The sequence below is a fragment of the Acinetobacter sp. YH12132 genome (assembly GCF_013418645.1).
In the GTDB taxonomy this organism is placed as follows: Bacteria; Pseudomonadota; Gammaproteobacteria; order Pseudomonadales; family Moraxellaceae; genus Acinetobacter; species Acinetobacter indicus.
Window position 1 is genome coordinate 106101 of the sequence record NZ_VPBR01000003.1, and the last position, 17209, is coordinate 123309.

Genomic DNA, 17209 nt, shown 5'->3' on the forward strand with positions numbered 1-17209 from the left:
ATAGAGAGTGATATTCAATATCATTTACAGCAGACTGTTTATTCCCCACACTGCATGCACTTTTTTCGGGGTCCATCCAGAGCATGTTATGAAATCTTCTCTTTTTTTTGCTGTCTTCACTCAGCTTGATGACAGCGCAAGCCTATGCCAACGAAACAGCCAGTACTGTGACTTTACCCACACTCAACTCTTCGGCACAGGCAAGCCTTAGCCTGAAAACGCAAGTAGAGCAAGCCTCCACCGCCAGCAAAGGTATGGCACCACTGAAAGATATTCCTCAGATTGTGAATGTGGTTCCGCAACAAGTCTTAAAAGAACAGAATGTGACCTCCCTTCAAGGCGCATTGCAGAATGTAACAGGCTTAAGTTTTAGCGTCGGAGATGGCCAGCGTGATCAGGTCATGATTCGCGGCTTTTCAGCCATTTCCGATCAGTATGTCGATGGGGTACGCGATGACGCGCTGTATTATCGTGATCTGTCGAATGTAGAACGGGTGGAAGTGCTAAAAGGGCCCGGGTCGGTGTTATATGGCCGAGGTTCAGCAGGCGGCCTGCTGATCAACCGGATCAATAAAAAGCCCCTGGATGAAGCACTGCATGAAATCAGCCTGATCGGCAGCAGCCTGGGGCAAAAACGTGCCGAACTTGATTTGGTCGAGGTCCTCAATGACCAAATCAAAGTCCACCTGACCGGTGCACTTGAACACTCAGATGGCTACCGCAATCAGAGTTTCGTCAATCGGGAAACTGTAGCACCGTCTGTACAATGGGATATTTCAGATCGAACCACTCTGCTCTTGCAAGCCGATTATCTGCACGATGACCGTTTGGCCGACCAAGGCTTTCCCATGGACCCGCTGACCGGTACGTACCAATCCAAAAACATTCTATGGCGCATCCAACGCAAAAGATGTAGGCAATGTCGATACTGAAGTGTCCAGCCAGACGGTTACGCTAGAACATCAGTTCAATGATCAGCTGAAATATCGCGGTGTCGCCCGGCATTATAATTATGCCTTGGACCGGGAATACAGCAACGCCAGTCCAGCAGCAGATCAGGTCACGCTCAGCCAGATTAAACGCATGCGCGATGAAGATGGCATCTTCTTGCAGAATGAATTATCTGGCGTCTTTCATACTGGTCAAATCAAACACGACACCTTAATCGGCACGGAATACAGCCAGCAGCACAAAGATGAAATATTCTGGTTAGGGTCAAAAGCCACGACCGATTTGTATGACCCGGTCTTGCCGCACTGGGCACCGGTCGATACCTCCGCCACTCCAAGAGTCAATACCGCCAGCGAATTTGAAAATTATGCCGTCTATGTACAAGACCTGATCAGCCTGAATGAACAGCTCAAGGTTTTGAGCCGGGGTACGTTATGATCATCTTTCCCAATACAGGCATGATCAGAAAAATAACAGCAGCATCCAGCGCAATGACCAGACCCTCTCCCCTCGCCTGGGCGTGGTCTATCAACCGACCAAAAATTTATCCTTATATACCGCCTATAATCAGTCCTTCCAGCCACTTGCAGATTCATTCTTGTTTTATAGCAACAGTGCTGACCTGAAACCAACCAAAACCAGAAACCTGGAAGTCGGGACCAAATGGGACATCAATGATCGGCTGAATATGACCCTGGCCGTATTTGAAATGACGCAGAGCAATATCCAAAATAAAATTCCGGACAGTAATCCGCCGCTGGCGATGCTGGCTGGGGAACAAAGCACGCAAGGCGTTGAAGTGTCCTTGACCGGTCAGCTCAGCGATCAATTATCCCTGTTGGCGGGTTATGCCTATATGGATGGAAAAATTGAAAAATCGACCATCGGTCTGGCCGGCAAACAGGCCGCATTAACACCCAAAAACAGCGCCAATCTCTGGTTAAAGTATCAACTGGATGAACACTGGTTTGCTGCCGTGGGTGGCCGGGCCGAATCCTCCCGCTTCAGTGCGCCGGACAATAAAAATGTCTTGCCGGGCTATGCGGTTTTCAATGCCGCGCTGGGTTATCAGACCGCGCAGTATGATGTAACACTAAATCTGAACAACCTGTTTGACCGTGATTATTTTGTCTCAGGACATGGTGAGGGGAACGATTCCAATATGATGGGCGACCCACTGAATGCACAGCTCGCGCTTCGTTATCGTTTTTAATATGTGAGGTAAATGGATGTCACTTGACATCCATTTTTAAACCATTTTTTCTTGCAACATCGACCGTGATTTTTTAAACATCTGGCTATCTAAAAACAGTACCTCAATCAGACCCGATAATTTCATTTTATACTTGCGGCAAGTCTTCCAAACGCTCGACCTCAACCGGCATCGACAGCAAATAACCTTGTAATTGCTGACAACCCAAACGCGCCAGAATTTCGGCCTGTAATGGCGTTTCCACCCCTTCTGCGGTAACCGTCAATCCCAGTTTGGTCGCCAGCTGGATAATACTTTCCAGAATCATTTCTTCTTTGGAATCGCGATACAGGTCTTTAATAAATGCGCGGTCAATTTTTAGCTCATCCACCGGCAGGTCTTTTAAATACAGGAAACTGGAATGGCCCGTGCCAAAATCATCAATCGCCAGTTTCACGCCCATTTCTCTTAAGCGCCTAAAACTGCGAATACTCGATTCCACATGATGCATGGCAGTGGTTTCGGTAATTTCAATCATGAGATGACTCGGGTCAATCGCATAACGGCAGAATAAGGTTTCCAAGGTACTAAACAAATGTTTATGCTCGAACTGCACCGCCGACAGATTGACTGCCAATGGAAACAGGTTCAGTCCCTGCTGTTCCCATTGCTGAATCTGTTTGCAGGCCTGCTCGAGGGCCCAATAGCCCATCTGGATAATCAGGCCGGACTTCTCCGCACCTTTAATAAACATATTCGGGGTCAGCAGACCATGCACCGGATGCATCCAGCGAATTAATGCTTCAACGCCACAAATCTGCTGGGTGCTGGTGGTAAATTTGGGCTGGTAAAACAGAATAAACTGCTGTTCATCGACAGCTTTATATAAATCATTTAACAGCTTGGTCTGGCTTTTGGTTTCCTGCTGGTCAATGCTGTAATTAAACACCGAATAGGTGTTACGGCCCTGATATTTTGAAGTCAGCATGGCGGCATCGGCATTCATCAGTACATCTTGCAGGTTGTTGCCGTGCTCCGGGTACATAGCAATACCAATACTGGCCGAAATATTAATACTCTTGCCGGCAATCAGGAAACTGTCCTGTACACTGTGCAGCACATTTTCTGCCGCCTGAATCGCATCCTCAACCGTGGCCTGCTCCAGCACCAGCAAGAATTCATCACCGCCGATTCTTAATAATTTTTCCTGCGATTTCAGCTGCTGATGCAGTCGCGTGGTCAGCTGAATCAGCAACTGATCACCAACATGATGGCCAAATACATCATTCACCGCCTTAAAACGGTCCAGATCAATATATAAAAACGCGACATTCTGCTGATTGATGCGCTGGGCACTAAACAGCAAATGCGCATATTCAGCCAGATATAAACGGTTCGGTAATTTGGTGAGATTGTCCTGCACCGCCTGATTGGCCAGCTCACGGTTAACCAGCGACAGCTGGCAGTTACGTTCTTCCAGACGCTGCTCCAGCACGGCCACACTAAAGGCGGCAACCATCACCAGACTGGTCACAAAAATCACGGTAAACAGCAAGATGCCATTACCAGTTTTATAGATCGCATCCAGACGTTCTGTATCAATCGGATAGTAAGACACCGAGGCCATGCCGGTATAATGCATCCCGACAATGGCCAGCGACATCATAATGGCAATCATCACCTTATAGTGACGATGGTAAAGCAAGGTATTTTTAAAATGAAACGCCAGCCAGAAGGTCAGGCCGGAACCACTAATGGCAATGAGCACCGAAAACACCACCAGTAGCGGATCATAATAGGTCCGATGATTCTCTACGACCATGCCCAGCATACCGGTATAGTGCATGCCGGAAATGCCGAGTCCCATTAACACCGCCCCAATCATCAGACGGGCAAAAGGCAGGGTGGGTTTGGTGGTCAGCCAGATGGCAAAGGTGGAAGCAATAAAGGCAATAACGCCAGAAAAAATGGTTAGCGGCAGATTAAATGCGTAATTGGCCGGCAACTGGCAAGCCAGCATCCCGACAAAATGCATACCCCAAATAGCAACGCCAAGGCATAGGCCACTGAGCAAGAGCATGGCTTTTTCAGATTTCTGGCGGATTCCCCCGAGCAGGAACTGCTGGGTTGAAATAGCCAGATAACTGGCCAGAATTGCAACCGCAATTGAACCTACCACCAGGCTAAAGTCATAATGAATATGAACCATAAAAAGCTTCCGTATAGGTTATTTTTTTGTTGTTACTATACTCAACGCTAAATACTCATGAATTTGCCGCTTTAAAAGATAACAATAAAACAAGGAATTAAAACTCAAACTAGAATCTTATACTATCGCATTGAGGTCAAGCCTAAATGCGGTTTTTCCGCCCTGAAAACCGTCATTTTTTATGTTGATTTGCCGGCTCATCTGCCTTTTGAGCCATTCAACTCAAGCGCATCAAAAAAGGCCAGTACATCTACCGGCCTTTTTCTCACATCCAAGGTCTTATTTGGCTGTGCCTGATTGTAACTGACTATAATCCAGTAACACATTGGCCGCTTCGCTCACAAAGACTTCTTCTTCCGGCAGTGGTGGACGCTGGTTGGCTTTCATTTTGGCCCGTGACTCGGCTTGCGCTTCCAGTGAGGCCTGATAGCTTTCCCAGTTTGGATACGGTGCCAAACCAGTCGCCTGACGACGTACGTTTTCAGCGGCTAAGGTTTTACGCTCCAGCTCAATCAGCTCGGCACGGCGCTGATCTAAATCCAGCACCGCCGTTTTGCGCTCTTCTGCCTGTTTGGCAATATTTTTACGCTCAGTCAGATACTTGAACTGTGGATCAATACTGACCCGGGTCTGCGAAGATTTGGCCAGTTGCGGCACATAAGACTGCACCACACCCTCACGTTTAAATGGTGCGGTGGCAATGGTGTCCCACTTCAGCGCATTCTTGGCTTTACGCTCACCAAATTCTTCATTGTAGATATCTACCAGTTTAATGTCCGGAATCACCCCTTTGTTCTGGGTACTGCCGCCGGTAATCCGGTAGAACTTACGCTGGGTGAGGGTCGCCTGACCATAGGCCAGAGTGTCCAATTGTACCTGTGCTGTCCCTTTACCGGTGGTGGTGCTACCAATCACAATACCGCGCTCATAATCCTGAATCGCGGCTGAATAAATCTCGCTGGCAGAAGCCGAGGCCAGGTTAATCAGGACTGCTAGCGGGCCAGCATAGGTCTGTTCACCGCCATCATTGTCTTCAAACACGCTCACGTTGCCATTGCCATCACGGATTTGTACTACCGGACCCGATTTAATCACCTGACCCAGCATACGTGCCACCTCTTCAAGTGAGCCGCCCGGGTTATTGCGTAAATCGACAATAATCCCGTCGACATTTTTGGCAGCCAGCGTTTTCAAGGCATTGTTGGTGTCTTCCGATACCGAACGGTATTCCACTCCGGCACGGCGCGCCCGATAGTTCAGATAAAATGATGGAATTTCAATCACGCCATAGGTATAGGTTTTGCCATCACGTTGAATTTGCACGGTTCGGTTACGCACCCCGGCATCTTCTTCCTGAATAATGTCACGTACCAACGTCACGGTACGTGCCTGACTCATCGAGGCACCCGGACCGAGTAAACGCAAGGTCACTTTGGTGCCACGTTTACCGCGAATCAGACCGACCACTTCATTGCTTGGCCAGCCAATCACATCCACAATTTTCTCGCCATCCTGACCGACACCAATAATCCGGTCGCCAGATTTGACCTGACCAGATTTACTCGCCGGTCCGCCTTCAACAATGGTTTCAATCTTGGTGTAATCTTCATTGCTGCGATCCGGACGAATCGACACCCCAATCCCTTCCAGCTGCAAGGTGGTCTGACGGTTCAGCTCCATTGCATCAACAGGCGGGAAATAGTTGCTGTGCGGATCATAGGTCAGCATCATCGCATTTAAGGTTTTGTCCAGCACATCGTCGCTTTTCAGACGGCTCATGCGTTCCAGCTGACGAGTATAACGCTTGGTCAGGGTTTCCACCGGCGTCATATCTTCCGGGCCGGATAAATCTTGCCCATTGGCCAGTTCTGGATTTTCCTTGAGGGCTTTTTGTTTGGCCTGCTCTTCTTCTTTGCTGATGGTCAGGTTAATCAGCTGGGACACCAGCATTTTTTGCCAGTGGGCACGCTGCTCGGCCTGGGTCTTAAAGAACGGCGCTTTTTCACGATCCAGCTCAATGGTGACATTCGGCTGTTTTAAATTCTGCGGTTTTTTCAGCTCGGCCAGCATAAACTGATAGAAGGCCTGCATGCGTTCACGATAATGCGCATGAATCTGATACGGGCCCGATAAATCGCCAGCTTTTAAGGCGGCTCCAAAATTGGCGCCATATTTTTTCTTGTACTGTTCGACTTCATCGGCCAGGAACAAGGTGTGCTCCGGGTCCAGACTATCGATGTAAAAATCAAAAATGCGATTGGAGGTGTTGCTGTCTAAACGCTGGTTCAGGTAATGCTGACGGTCAACCAAGGTCGCTAACTGGCGTGACACCAAGGCCTGTTCCCGGGTTGGAACAATGGTATTGGAAACAGCAGCAGTATTATTGGCAGCAATGGCTTCGTTGATTGCGTGACTAAAGAAGAATCCCCCAGTTGCCACGGCAACTGCACAAGCTATCGTTTGAAGTTTCATAAATAATGTGTATTTCCTTGGTTTTCGACCAGTAGTACAAGGTTGCTTAGCGACGAATCAAGCAGATTCAAAATCTTAAACAACTTAATCTGTTTATGTCGTGTAGTTTTATCATATTCTGTGCTGACAAAATGTAGCAAATCATTGCAGAATTCAGGTATTGTTTTTCGATAAAAATTTGAATCCGGAACCGATATGATTGGCGCATTGATGCTCGACATCGCTGGCACAGCACTTACTCAAGAAGATATTCAACTCTTACAAGCTCCGCAAGTCGGTGGCGTCATTTTATTTGGTCGAAATATCGAATCACCGCGGCAGGTACGCGCCCTGACCGATCATATGCGTCAGGTACGTCCGGATATTTTAATTGCAGTCGATCAGGAAGGCGGCCGGGTGCAGCGTTTAAAACAGGGTTTCACCCTACTGCCGGCCATGGGCCGTTTTGGCGAGCTGTATCAGCAGCAGCCGGAACTGGCGGTCGAGCTGGCTGAACAGTGCGGCTGGCTGATGGCCACCGAAGTATTAGCGGTCGGTATTGATTTCAGTTTTGCCCCGGTGCTGGATTTAAATGACATCAGCGATGTCATTGGCGACCGCAGTTTTGCCCGCAATATGGACGATATTATCGTACTGGCACGCGCCTTCTTAAGTGGCATGCAGCGCGCTGGTATGGCCACCACCGGCAAGCATTTCCCCGGTCATGGCTCGGTCAAGGCCGATTCGCATGTGGCCGCTGCGATTGATTCACGTTCTTATGCAGAGATTCAGCAAAAAGACATGCAAAGCTTTATCCAGCTGCAAGCCCAACTGGATGCCCTAATGCCTGCGCATGTAATTTATGATCAGGTCGATCCGAACCCGGCCGGTTTCTCTCCGTACTGGATTCAGACCGTGCTACGTCAACAGCTGAATTTTGATGGCGTGCTGTTCTCGGATGATTTAAGCATGCAGGCCGCCTGTGTGGCAGGTGGTGCCGATGCCCGCATTCAAGCGGCCTTAAACGCCGGTTGTGATATGGGACTGGTCTGTAATGACCGTGCCGCCGCCTGTCTGGCACTGGACGGCATTCAGGATTTACCGTTACCAAATCAGGCCCGTTTAGCCCGTATGCGTGGCCAGATTCCAGAAATTCAGATCGGTGATGTACTCGAGCTCGGCCCGGAATGGCAAGCAGTACGCGACCGTATTGTCCGCTTTAAAGACAGCGGCCAGTAATACCGACAAAGGAACAGGACAAGCTGTTCCTTTTTCTTTATGATGCAAATACATAAATCCACCCCGAATAAATAAAAAGAATAGAGGACCTTGCATGAGCCAACCGCTTTCCGAACATCGCCATATATCCTTTACTGCCCACTATACCGGCTATATCTGGTTTCAAATGGGCATCTCGCATCCGGTATTTGCTACTTCAAAAGGCAAGTTTCTGGCCAAATTGGTCCATCCGCTGGAAAGCTGGGCCGAAAAATATGTCGGTGGCAGTATGCGCACCACCCTGAAAGAACGCCACACCATTATTGACCAGCAACTGACCGAGCTGATTGCCCGCAATCCTCGTACCCAGGTGCTGGAAATTGCCTGCGGCCTGTCCCCACGGAGCTGGAATTTCCGCCAGAAATATCCGGAACTGAATTACCGCGAGCTGGATTTACCGGATATGGCCAAGGTGAAAACCGCCGCCTTGCAACAACTGGACCAGCAGGCACCGGAAGTCTTGAGTGCCGATATTTTCAGTGAAGAATTTGCCCAGATTTTTCAGCATTTTGACCCGCAGCAACCGCTGGTAATTATTAGTGAAGGCTTAATCAATTATTTCGACAAGCCGATGCTCAGCAAACTGCTGCATGGGATTTATCAATATGGACAACATTTTCAGGAACTGTATTACTTGAGTGATATTTATCCTGAACCGGTGAAAAACAAACTGGCCAGCTTTATGTGGACCAGCAGTAAATTACTGAAAGTCATGTCTCGCAGCGCCTTTAGTTTTCATTTTCAAAGTCCGGGTGAAGTCCGTGACTTTGTTAAAGCCAGCGGTTTTGAGCGGGTCGATATTCTGCAGCCGCAGCACTATTTCCACACTCCGGACCTGCCCGCCCCTGAAGAACATTTGGGTGATATTGTCTGGGTGCTGCACGCCTGCCATAAACAGCCCAGTGCCTAAAAGAGAGTTCTGAGCCTCATCAGCCCATAAAAAAACAGCGCCTTTGCGCTGTTTTATTTTTAGACACCTCAATTTAGGCAATTGCTGCCAGACAACCTTTTTGACGCTGGATATAACGCAGCAAACGCTCGGCAATATCAAAGCTGCCATGTTTTAATAAAGCGCGAATCTGCTGATCCTGCACTTCAAAAATCAGGCACTCAATCTGGAAACTACCCTCTTCATCTTGGAGTGTCAGGGCCAAATCACGCTCATACTGCGCAGCCCGTTCTGCCTGTCCGTCTTCAAAACGTAGCAATACGCCAAAAAAGTTCAGATCGACAATTTCCGTGGCAAAACTTAAATCGGAATGACGGTGTGTTAACTGACTAAATGGCTGCTGCACGGCAATGCGTTCTTCTCCACGGCGCTCCATGGTCAAGAGCTGGGCACGGGTCATGGGGATAATACCTTCTAGCGACTGAATTGGTTCATCTCTTAAGAAGGTGGCAAACAGGCGCATGGTTTCTTTACGGCGCTGCAACTGCGGCACATGGTCGGCATTGGCAATCATGGCAAATTCCATGTCCGGACATTGCAAGGCAAAATTGGCATTTTCATGTGGCAAGGTAAAACTGTCATACTGACCACAGGCCACCAGCACCTTGCACTGCGGAATAGGAACGTGAGTCAGGCGCAGCAGACGATTACAATTGATATCATAGCGTTCCTGTTCGGTGGCGGTGAATTCGGCCATTTGCCGGAAGAACAGCCGCTTGGCGGTTGGCGACATGCGGGTCGCTTCCAGCTTAGCATGATTGACCAGATATAAAATTACCGCCTGACCAAACTCATCCATGCGCTGCTCTTTCATTAAATGCAGCGATTCTTCCAGCAGCATACGCCAGCTTTTCCGGGTCTTTTGCATGACACCCATCAGAATCATGCGGTCTATCAGTTCCGGACGCTGATGCGCCAGGCAAGAGGCCACCACCGAACCGAGGGACATGCCCAATACCGCGACCTGACTCAAGCCAACAATATCCAGCCAGCGACCGAGCATGGCTGCCAGATCTTCCAGCTCCAGCGTACCGGCAGATATGCCAGTATCGACATTGCTGATTTGCTGGTTGGCGCCCATGGAAGGTAAATCAATCAGGATAATCGGGCCGGCATCAAACAGTTGTTCAACACAGTATTTATAGGAGTTAAAATTCTGAAAAGCGCCCCCGATAATCACCATCGGCGTCATGTGCAAGGTGTCTGGGCGAGCAATCGCCATGTATTCAATCTTCCAACCGTCAATCCAGGTTGTACGCGCTGGCTGTTTGAAACTGTGCTTATCGTAAAGATCAAAAAAACCAAAGTGAGCACTTGACTGCCCGACTTCCGAGTCCATTTGGATAATGGAATTCATATTCCTTTCCTCCATTCTCGCGCTTATTTTTATTGTGCAAGAGATGATTTCTAAAATTGAGCAAAAATCGCATCCTGCTCTTTCATTGTTATTTGTATGACTTCAATGTCCATCGTGTTTCATTCTATACAGGTGTCGTTTTGACACGCAACCTCTTCTGCAACCATTTGTCTGCTTTTAAACAGGAAACAATTTCAAAATGTTTAGCGCTTTTCCGGCTTTCCTGCGGAAAATTCCATCAAACTGCTTCATTGTCCCGACCTAGACTGTTAATATCGAGGAGAAATTTCTAAGTGATCAAACCGCTATGCACGAGTCTATTGAACAATATATGCAAACGGTAGGACAACAAGCGCGCCAAGCTTCCGCAGTTCTGGCAAGTGCTTCTACCCAAACAAAAAACCATGCTTTATCTGCTATTTACACTGCGCTTGAAAACAGTGAAACAGCAATTTTAGCTGCCAACCAGATTGATATGACCAAAGGTCGCAACAACAATCTGGATAGCGCCCTGCTTGATCGCTTAGAACTGACTCCCCCGCGCTTTAAAGGCATGTTACAGGGCCTGAAAGATGTGATTGGCCTGCTTGACCCAATTGGTGAAATTACCGATATGGCCTATCGTCCGTCGGGTATTCAGATTGGCAAAATGCGTGTGCCTTTAGGCGTGGTCGGCATGATTTATGAATCCCGTCCGAACGTGACCTTAGAAGCAGCTTCGCTGGCGCTAAAATCAGGCAATGCCATTATTTTACGTGGTGGTTCAGAAGCGCTGGAATCGAATAAAGCCATTGCCGAAGCCATTCAGCACGGTCTGAAAACTGCAGGCTTGCCAGAAACGGCGGTACAGGTCATCAATACCCCAGATCGTGCTGCTGTAGGCCAGTTAATTACCATGTCGGAATATGTCGATGTGATTGTGCCACGTGGCGGTAAAGGCTTAATCGAGCGCATCACCAATGAAGCCCGTATTCCGGTAATTAAACATCTGGATGGTAACTGTCATGTCTTTGTCGAAGCACAGGCTGACTTGCAAAAAGCCCTACCGATTGCCCTGAATGCCAAAACCCATCGTTATGGCGTCTGTAATGCCATGGAAACCTTGTTGGTGGATGAAGCCATTGCAGATGAGTTTTTACCGCGTATTGCCGAGCTGTATGCAGAAAAACAGGTCGAGCTCCGTGGCTGCGCCGAAACCCAGCGTATTTTAGGCGACAGCGTTCAAACGGCTACCGAAGACGACTGGTATACCGAATATCTGGGTCCGGTTCTGGCCATTAAAGTGGTGTCGGGTCTGGATGAAGCGATTACCCATATCAATAAATATGGCTCACACCATACCGATGCCATTATTACTGAAAACTTCAGTCTGGCGCGTCAGTTCCTGGCCCGTGTTGATTCCAGTTCAGTGATGATTAACGCCTCTACCCGCTTTGCCGATGGCTTTGAATACGGTTTAGGGGCTGAAATTGGTATTTCTACCGATAAAATCCACACCCGCGGCCCAGTCGGTCTGGAAGGTCTGACCTCGCAAAAATGGGTGGTGTTTGGAGATGGCCAGATTCGCCAATAACTCACTTTTCTAAAGATATGAATGTTCAGCCTTTGCGGAGGCTGAACATTTTTCTGCTGTTTTCCCTGTCTATTCCACCGTACACTGTCTTAAGAATGAGAATAAGAGGTGGACAATGTTCTATTATTTAATTGTGACCACATTTGTTCTGGCACTGCTGGTGTCATTTGTGGTGATGCGTATTTTTTCCAGTTCCATTAACCGTATTCTGGCGCGTATTATTCATGATCCGATTCATGAAGCCTGGGCCAGATATACCAAATTTGCCGGTATGGTGGTTGGAACATCCTCCGGAATCCGGATTTATGACATGGAAAAATACATTACCCCGCTCACCTATAGCGAAAACGACCAGAAAATTATTATTGAACTGACGCAGGAACGCTGGTTTCTGGAAATTTACCGCACCTTAATTGAAACCCTGCAAGGCTTGGCCTGGATGATGCTGGTATTTTTTATGGTGGCGCTATTTGCCTATGTGATTGTGCGCTGGTCGGAAATGAAGTATCAGAAACCTTGAATATGAAGGAATAAGAAATATTTTCAAACAGTTCTGTCACATGCTTTGATTCAAGGCGTGTTATGGTAAACAGAAGAACAACGCGACTGGACATGACTACTATTTTATTAATAAATGAAATCTATCAACCGATAAATTTTAGTTATTATTCCCGAAAGGGTCGATAGTGCTTAAGTCTAATCTCCTAAAGTCTATCTAGAAGCGATACCCATCCCATGATAAAAATTAGTTATTGATCAAGATTGCACCATGTTGGAACAGGGGCAGATCAATACGGGATACAAATATTTCAATTAGAATTCGGGTAAAATAACGTGTCTACAACTGTATTAGTAATTAACTGCGGATCTTCTTCAATTAAATACGCGCTTGTTTCTGAACGTCGCGAAGACCGTATTTTTGGTTTGGCTGAAAATTTAGGATCTGCCGAGGCACGTATTAAAGGGATCACTGTCGGAGGTGAACCGCTCGAACTTTCTATTCCGCACGCAGATCATGAAAAAGCCTTAGAAACTATTTTATCGCGCTTGTCACAATACAATCCTCAAGCGATTGGCCACCGTGTGGTACATGGCGGCAGCTTGACCAAAGCCGAGCGCTTAACCCCAGAAATTATTCAACGCATTCGTGAAGCAACCCCACTGGCACCGTTACATAACCCGGCGCACCTGGTAGGCATTGAAGCGACCATGCGTTTATTCCCTGAATTACCTCAGGTTGCTGTATTTGATACCGCATTCCACCAGACCATGCCAGCACATGCTTATCGTTATGCTGTGCCAAAATTCCTGTACACCGATCATAACGTACGTCGTTACGGCTTCCACGGCACCAGCCATGCCTATGTTTCTGAACGTGGTTCAGAACTGGCCGGCAGCCTGAAACAAGGCGGCTGGTTAACAGCGCACCTCGGCAATGGTAGCTCGACCTGTGCCATCTGGAACGGTGAAAGTGTAGATACCTCTATGGGCCTTACCCCACTTGAAGGTCTGGTGATGGGTACCCGTAGTGGTGATGTAGATCCATCTTTACACACTTTCCTGGCCAGCAACTTGGGTTGGGATATCTACAAAATTGACAAGATGCTGAACAGCCAAAGCGGTCTACTCGGTTTATCTGGCCTCTCTAACGATATGCGCACCCTGATTGAAGCCTCTGAACAAGGCAATGAAGATGCAGCTCTGGCCATTGAAGTGTTCTGCTACCGTTTAGCGAAATCTTTAGCAGCATTAAGCTGTGGCTTACCGCGTCTAGATGGCCTGTTCTTCACAGGTGGTATTGGTGAAAACTCGGCTTATATCCGTGAAAAAACTCTGTCTTACTTACCACACTTCGGCTTTAACTTTAGCAAAGAGAAGAATGACAGCCTGAAACGTGGCACCGAAGGTCGTATCGATAACGGTACCGGTCCACAAATCTGGGTAGTTCCAACCGATGAAGAAGGCCGTATCGCCAAAGAAACCAGCGCGGTGGTGGAGTCTGAGTTGGGAGCAACTCCGGCAAAAAAGTCTGAATTAGAAACTGCGATTGCTTAAGCAATCGCAGTTTTACCCTGTTTACTTTTGGCTGATTTGAATAATACCTTATGAAAACAATTCTACTTGTCCCGACTGGAGAAGGTGTTGGTCTAACATCTGCATGTTTAGGTCTGGTGTATGCTTTGGAATGCCAGGGCATTAAACCCGGTTTCGTCAAACCTTTCTCTCAAGAATTACAGCCTGAAAACGAACGGACGACAGCGCTGTTTGAGCATGTCTCTAAAACCAAAACGGTTCAACCCATTCCTTATGCACAGGTGGTGCATCAACTAAGCCATGACCAGCAAGATGAATTGCTGGAAGAAGCGGTTCGCTTACACCGCCAAGTGGCCAAACAGCATGACCTGATTATTGTCGAAGGCCTGTTACCGAATTTCCGTGACAGCTTCGCAGATGACCTGAATGCCCTGCTGGCTCAAGCCCTAGATGCACAGGTAGTGATTGTCAGCGGTGCCGACATCAACAATCCGCTTCGCTCTGCTGAACGAATTGAACACCAGATTCGTAACTTCGGTGGTGCAGAATCGAACCGTTTACGCGGTGTGCTGTTTATGCGGACCAAAGGTTTGCCAGAAGATTCTGCGCAAATTCCTGTGACGATTGATCCAAACCTGCGTTTACTGTCAGATACCAGCAAGTTTGTGGCCAGCATTCAGCAAACTTATAGCTACATTGGCACAGAAAAACTGCCAGTGATTGGTTTGGTACCATTTAGTAACACCCTGAGTGTGCCGCGCCTGTCTGATCTGGCAGCGCATATTTCTGCCCAGTGGATTCATGAGGGCGAAGCCAATACACGTCGTGTGTTACATAGCAGCCTGATTACTTCGAATATCGAGCATGAACTGCACAAATTCGTGGCCGGTGAACTGATTATTACCGCAGCTGACCGTACCGATGTACTACTGGCCAGCAGTCTGGCCAACAGCAATGGCATTCCTTTAGCAGGCTTAGTCTTAACCGAGCAGCATCAACCGAATGAACAGGCCTTAAATTTCTGTCAAACTGCCATCAAGCAAGGTTTGCCAGTATTACATACCCCTTTAACCACCTTTGAAACGGCGCAACAGCTCTCGACTTTCGGTAATGAAATTCCGGTCGATGATATTGAACGTGCCGAACAGGTGACCCGTTTTGTGTCCAGCCATATTGATCCGGAATGGTTAAACTCGCTGATTAGCGGTGCGCATAGCCCACGTTTATCGCCTTCTGCCTTCCGTCATGAGCTTGTACAAAAATCAATTGCAGCGAAAAAACGCATTGTTTTACCTGAAGGTGATGAGCCACGTACAGTTCAGGCTGCGGCCATCTGCCAATCGCGTGGTATTGCGCACTGTATCTTGCTGGCCAAACCTGAAGCCGTAGTTGAAGTGGCCAAAGCCCGTGGTATTGAATTGCCGCATGACTTGGAAATTATTGATCCGGACCTGATTCGCGAAAACTATGTCGAGAAAATGGTTGAGCTGCGTAAAGGCAAACTTAACGAATTACAGGCACGCGAACAGCTTCAGGATACGGTAGTTTTAGGTACCATGATGCTGGCGCTGGATCAGGTTGATGGCTTAGTTTCTGGTGCAGTACATACCACTGCCAATACCGTACGTCCGGCCTTCCAGCTGATTAAAACCGCACCTGAATATTCACTGGTATCTTCAGTGTTCTTTATGCTGCTGCCAGATGAAGTTTATGTGTATGGTGACTGTGCGATTAACCCGGACCCGGATGCAGAACAACTGGCTGAAATTGCCATTCAATCTGCTGACTCGGCCAAAGCCTTTGGTATTGACCCGCGTATTGCCATGATCTCTTACTCAACCGGAACTTCAGGTGCCGGTGCCGATGTAGAAAAAGTAGCGCAAGCGACTGAAATTGCCAGACAGCGCCGTCCAGACCTGCTGATTGATGGCCCGCTGCAATACGATGCTGCATCGGTTGAAAGCGTTGGTCGTTCTAAAGCGCCAAACTCTCAGGTGGCTGGTCGTGCCAATGTGTTTATTTTCCCTGATCTGAACACGGGTAATACCACTTATAAAGCAGTACAACGCTCTGCCAATGTGGTGAGTGTTGGCCCAATGTTGCAAGGTTTGAACAAGCCGGTAAATGACCTGTCACGCGGTGCATTGGTCGATGATATTGTGTTTACCATTGCACTCACTGCAATTCAGGCTGAACAGCAAGAAGCTTAATTTTAGTTTCGAGTTCTAAACCACCCTTTCGAAAGATTGGGTGGTTTTTTAATTTAGACCAGACGTATCAAATACATCTCATTTTCTGTATAGGTTAGGTGGTAATCACATGCCTTTAACATTAAAAAATAACAACGAAGTTTTTAAACAGATCTTTGAAATCGCCAATCAATTTGACAAAGAGCAAGAAAATTATCTCATTGCGTATTCCCATTTTTTAAATTATTTCAAAAAAACAGATGTACTCACCCTGGATGACATTGTTATCGGCATCAGCTTTACCTATTCGTGGATGCCGACTATTTTGAAAAAAATTGATTTAACTGCAGCAGATGATCTGATCAAAATATTTAACAAAGCAAAACAAGGTCATCAATTAACAGTACCAGAACTTCAAACACTCAAAAGTGCATTCAATAACTCTCTTGTCGGTGTATCTAAATTGTTGCACTTTATTCATCCTGAACACTATGCGATTTGGGATAGCCGTGTATTTAGATTCTTAAGCGGCAACGAACCCCATAACTTCGCATTTAAACGTCCTGAAACTTATCTGGAATATCTAACGCTTCTGGACGAATTAAAAAATGAGGCGGTTTTTGAAAGTTTTTATCGTTTAATGCAAGACAAAGTGGGGTATCAGATTTCAGCATATCGAGCTTTAGAACTTGCCTTCTTTAAAGGAGGATAAAGCAAAGCTATAAATAAATATTGAGAATTGAGAATTGAGAATTGAGAATTGAGAATTGAGAATTGAGAATTGAGAATTGAGAATTGAGAATTGAGAATTGAGAAAAATATTATTTTTATCAGGCTAAAATGAAAAAAGAAGATAAAGCTTAAGCTTGATCTTCTTTTTGGCCATACATCCAAGTTGCAGCGATATATACACAAAAGCCCGCAACCATCAAAATACCTGTTGTCATCTTTAAGATCTCGTTTTTGGATGTGACAATTATGCGAAAGTTTTATGACAGTTATATGACAAAGCTGAAATATTTAAAT

At 47.1% G+C, this 17209-nt stretch carries 10 protein-coding genes and 1 pseudogene; 8 read left to right on the plus strand and 3 right to left on the minus strand.

What is annotated here, in order from left to right:
* The first annotated feature begins 88 nt into the window (after positions 1-88).
* Positions 89-2164 (plus strand): annotated as a pseudogene (locus FTU67_RS04415) (TonB-dependent receptor).
* Positions 2165-2291: 127 nt separating this feature from the next.
* Here the strand turns inward: FTU67_RS04415 and FTU67_RS04420 are convergent.
* Complete coding sequence (locus FTU67_RS04420) at positions 2292-4352, minus strand: bifunctional diguanylate cyclase/phosphodiesterase (protein ID WP_180061460.1); 2061 nt, start codon at positions 4350-4352, stop codon at positions 2292-2294.
* Positions 4353-4631: 279 nt separating this feature from the next.
* Positions 4632-6824, minus strand: coding sequence for a carboxy terminal-processing peptidase (locus tag FTU67_RS04425; RefSeq protein WP_016658575.1), 2193 nt, complete (start codon positions 6822-6824; stop codon positions 4632-4634).
* Positions 6825-7019: 195 nt separating this feature from the next.
* Between FTU67_RS04425 and nagZ the strand changes: the two genes are divergently transcribed.
* Both nagZ and FTU67_RS04435 read left to right on the plus strand, forming a co-directional pair.
* Positions 7020-8042, plus strand: a complete 1023-nt coding sequence (gene nagZ, locus FTU67_RS04430; protein ID WP_016658574.1) for a beta-N-acetylhexosaminidase — start codon at positions 7020-7022, stop codon at positions 8040-8042.
* A 94-nt stretch (positions 8043-8136) separates the two neighbouring features.
* Positions 8137-8991, plus strand: coding sequence for a class I SAM-dependent methyltransferase (locus FTU67_RS04435; RefSeq protein WP_005180144.1), 855 nt, complete (start codon positions 8137-8139; stop codon positions 8989-8991).
* A gap of 73 nt (positions 8992-9064) precedes the next feature.
* Here FTU67_RS04435 and FTU67_RS04440 read toward each other — a convergent pair whose 3' ends face one another.
* On the minus strand, positions 9065-10387 hold the full coding sequence (locus FTU67_RS04440; RefSeq protein WP_160240959.1) for an alpha/beta fold hydrolase: 1323 nt from the start codon (positions 10385-10387) through the stop codon (positions 9065-9067).
* Positions 10388-10694: 307 nt separating this feature from the next.
* Between FTU67_RS04440 and FTU67_RS04445 the strand changes: the two genes are divergently transcribed.
* From FTU67_RS04445 to FTU67_RS04465, 5 genes are all read left to right on the plus strand, one after another.
* Positions 10695-11960: a glutamate-5-semialdehyde dehydrogenase gene (locus FTU67_RS04445; protein WP_075167437.1), complete on the plus strand. Its 1266-nt coding sequence runs from the start codon at positions 10695-10697 to the stop codon at positions 11958-11960.
* 115 nt (positions 11961-12075) lie between these two features.
* Positions 12076-12480: a hypothetical protein gene (locus FTU67_RS04450; RefSeq protein ID WP_005180148.1), complete on the plus strand. Its 405-nt coding sequence runs from the start codon at positions 12076-12078 to the stop codon at positions 12478-12480.
* Positions 12481-12794: 314 nt separating this feature from the next.
* Positions 12795-14015: an acetate/propionate family kinase gene (locus FTU67_RS04455; protein WP_005180151.1), complete on the plus strand. Its 1221-nt coding sequence runs from the start codon at positions 12795-12797 to the stop codon at positions 14013-14015.
* Positions 14016-14065: 50 nt separating this feature from the next.
* Positions 14066-16204: a phosphate acetyltransferase gene (gene pta, locus FTU67_RS04460; RefSeq protein WP_168390897.1), complete on the plus strand. Its 2139-nt coding sequence runs from the start codon at positions 14066-14068 to the stop codon at positions 16202-16204.
* Between the two features lie 109 nt (positions 16205-16313).
* Positions 16314-16895, plus strand: coding sequence for a hypothetical protein (locus FTU67_RS04465; protein ID WP_005180155.1), 582 nt, complete (start codon positions 16314-16316; stop codon positions 16893-16895).
* The last annotated feature ends 314 nt before the right edge of the window (positions 16896-17209 follow it).

What these genes read in the sequence shown, in the direction of transcription:
- FTU67_RS04420 (WP_180061460.1), bottom strand. Translation starts at nt 4,352, where the DNA reads ATGGTTCATATTCATTATGACTTTAGCCTGGTGGTAGGTTCAATTGCG.
- FTU67_RS04425 (WP_016658575.1), bottom strand. Translation starts at nt 6,824, where the DNA reads ATGAAACTTCAAACGATAGCTTGTGCAGTTGCCGTGGCAACTGGGGGA.
- nagZ (WP_016658574.1), top strand. Translation starts at nt 7,020, where the DNA reads ATGATTGGCGCATTGATGCTCGACATCGCTGGCACAGCACTTACTCAA.
- FTU67_RS04435 (WP_005180144.1), top strand. Translation starts at nt 8,137, where the DNA reads ATGAGCCAACCGCTTTCCGAACATCGCCATATATCCTTTACTGCCCAC.
- FTU67_RS04440 (WP_160240959.1), bottom strand. Translation starts at nt 10,387, where the DNA reads ATGAATTCCATTATCCAAATGGACTCGGAAGTCGGGCAGTCAAGTGCT.
- FTU67_RS04445 (WP_075167437.1), top strand. Translation starts at nt 10,695, where the DNA reads ATGCACGAGTCTATTGAACAATATATGCAAACGGTAGGACAACAAGCG.
- FTU67_RS04450 (WP_005180148.1), top strand. Translation starts at nt 12,076, where the DNA reads ATGTTCTATTATTTAATTGTGACCACATTTGTTCTGGCACTGCTGGTG.
- pta (WP_168390897.1), top strand. Translation starts at nt 14,066, where the DNA reads ATGAAAACAATTCTACTTGTCCCGACTGGAGAAGGTGTTGGTCTAACA.
- FTU67_RS04465 (WP_005180155.1), top strand. Translation starts at nt 16,314, where the DNA reads ATGCCTTTAACATTAAAAAATAACAACGAAGTTTTTAAACAGATCTTT.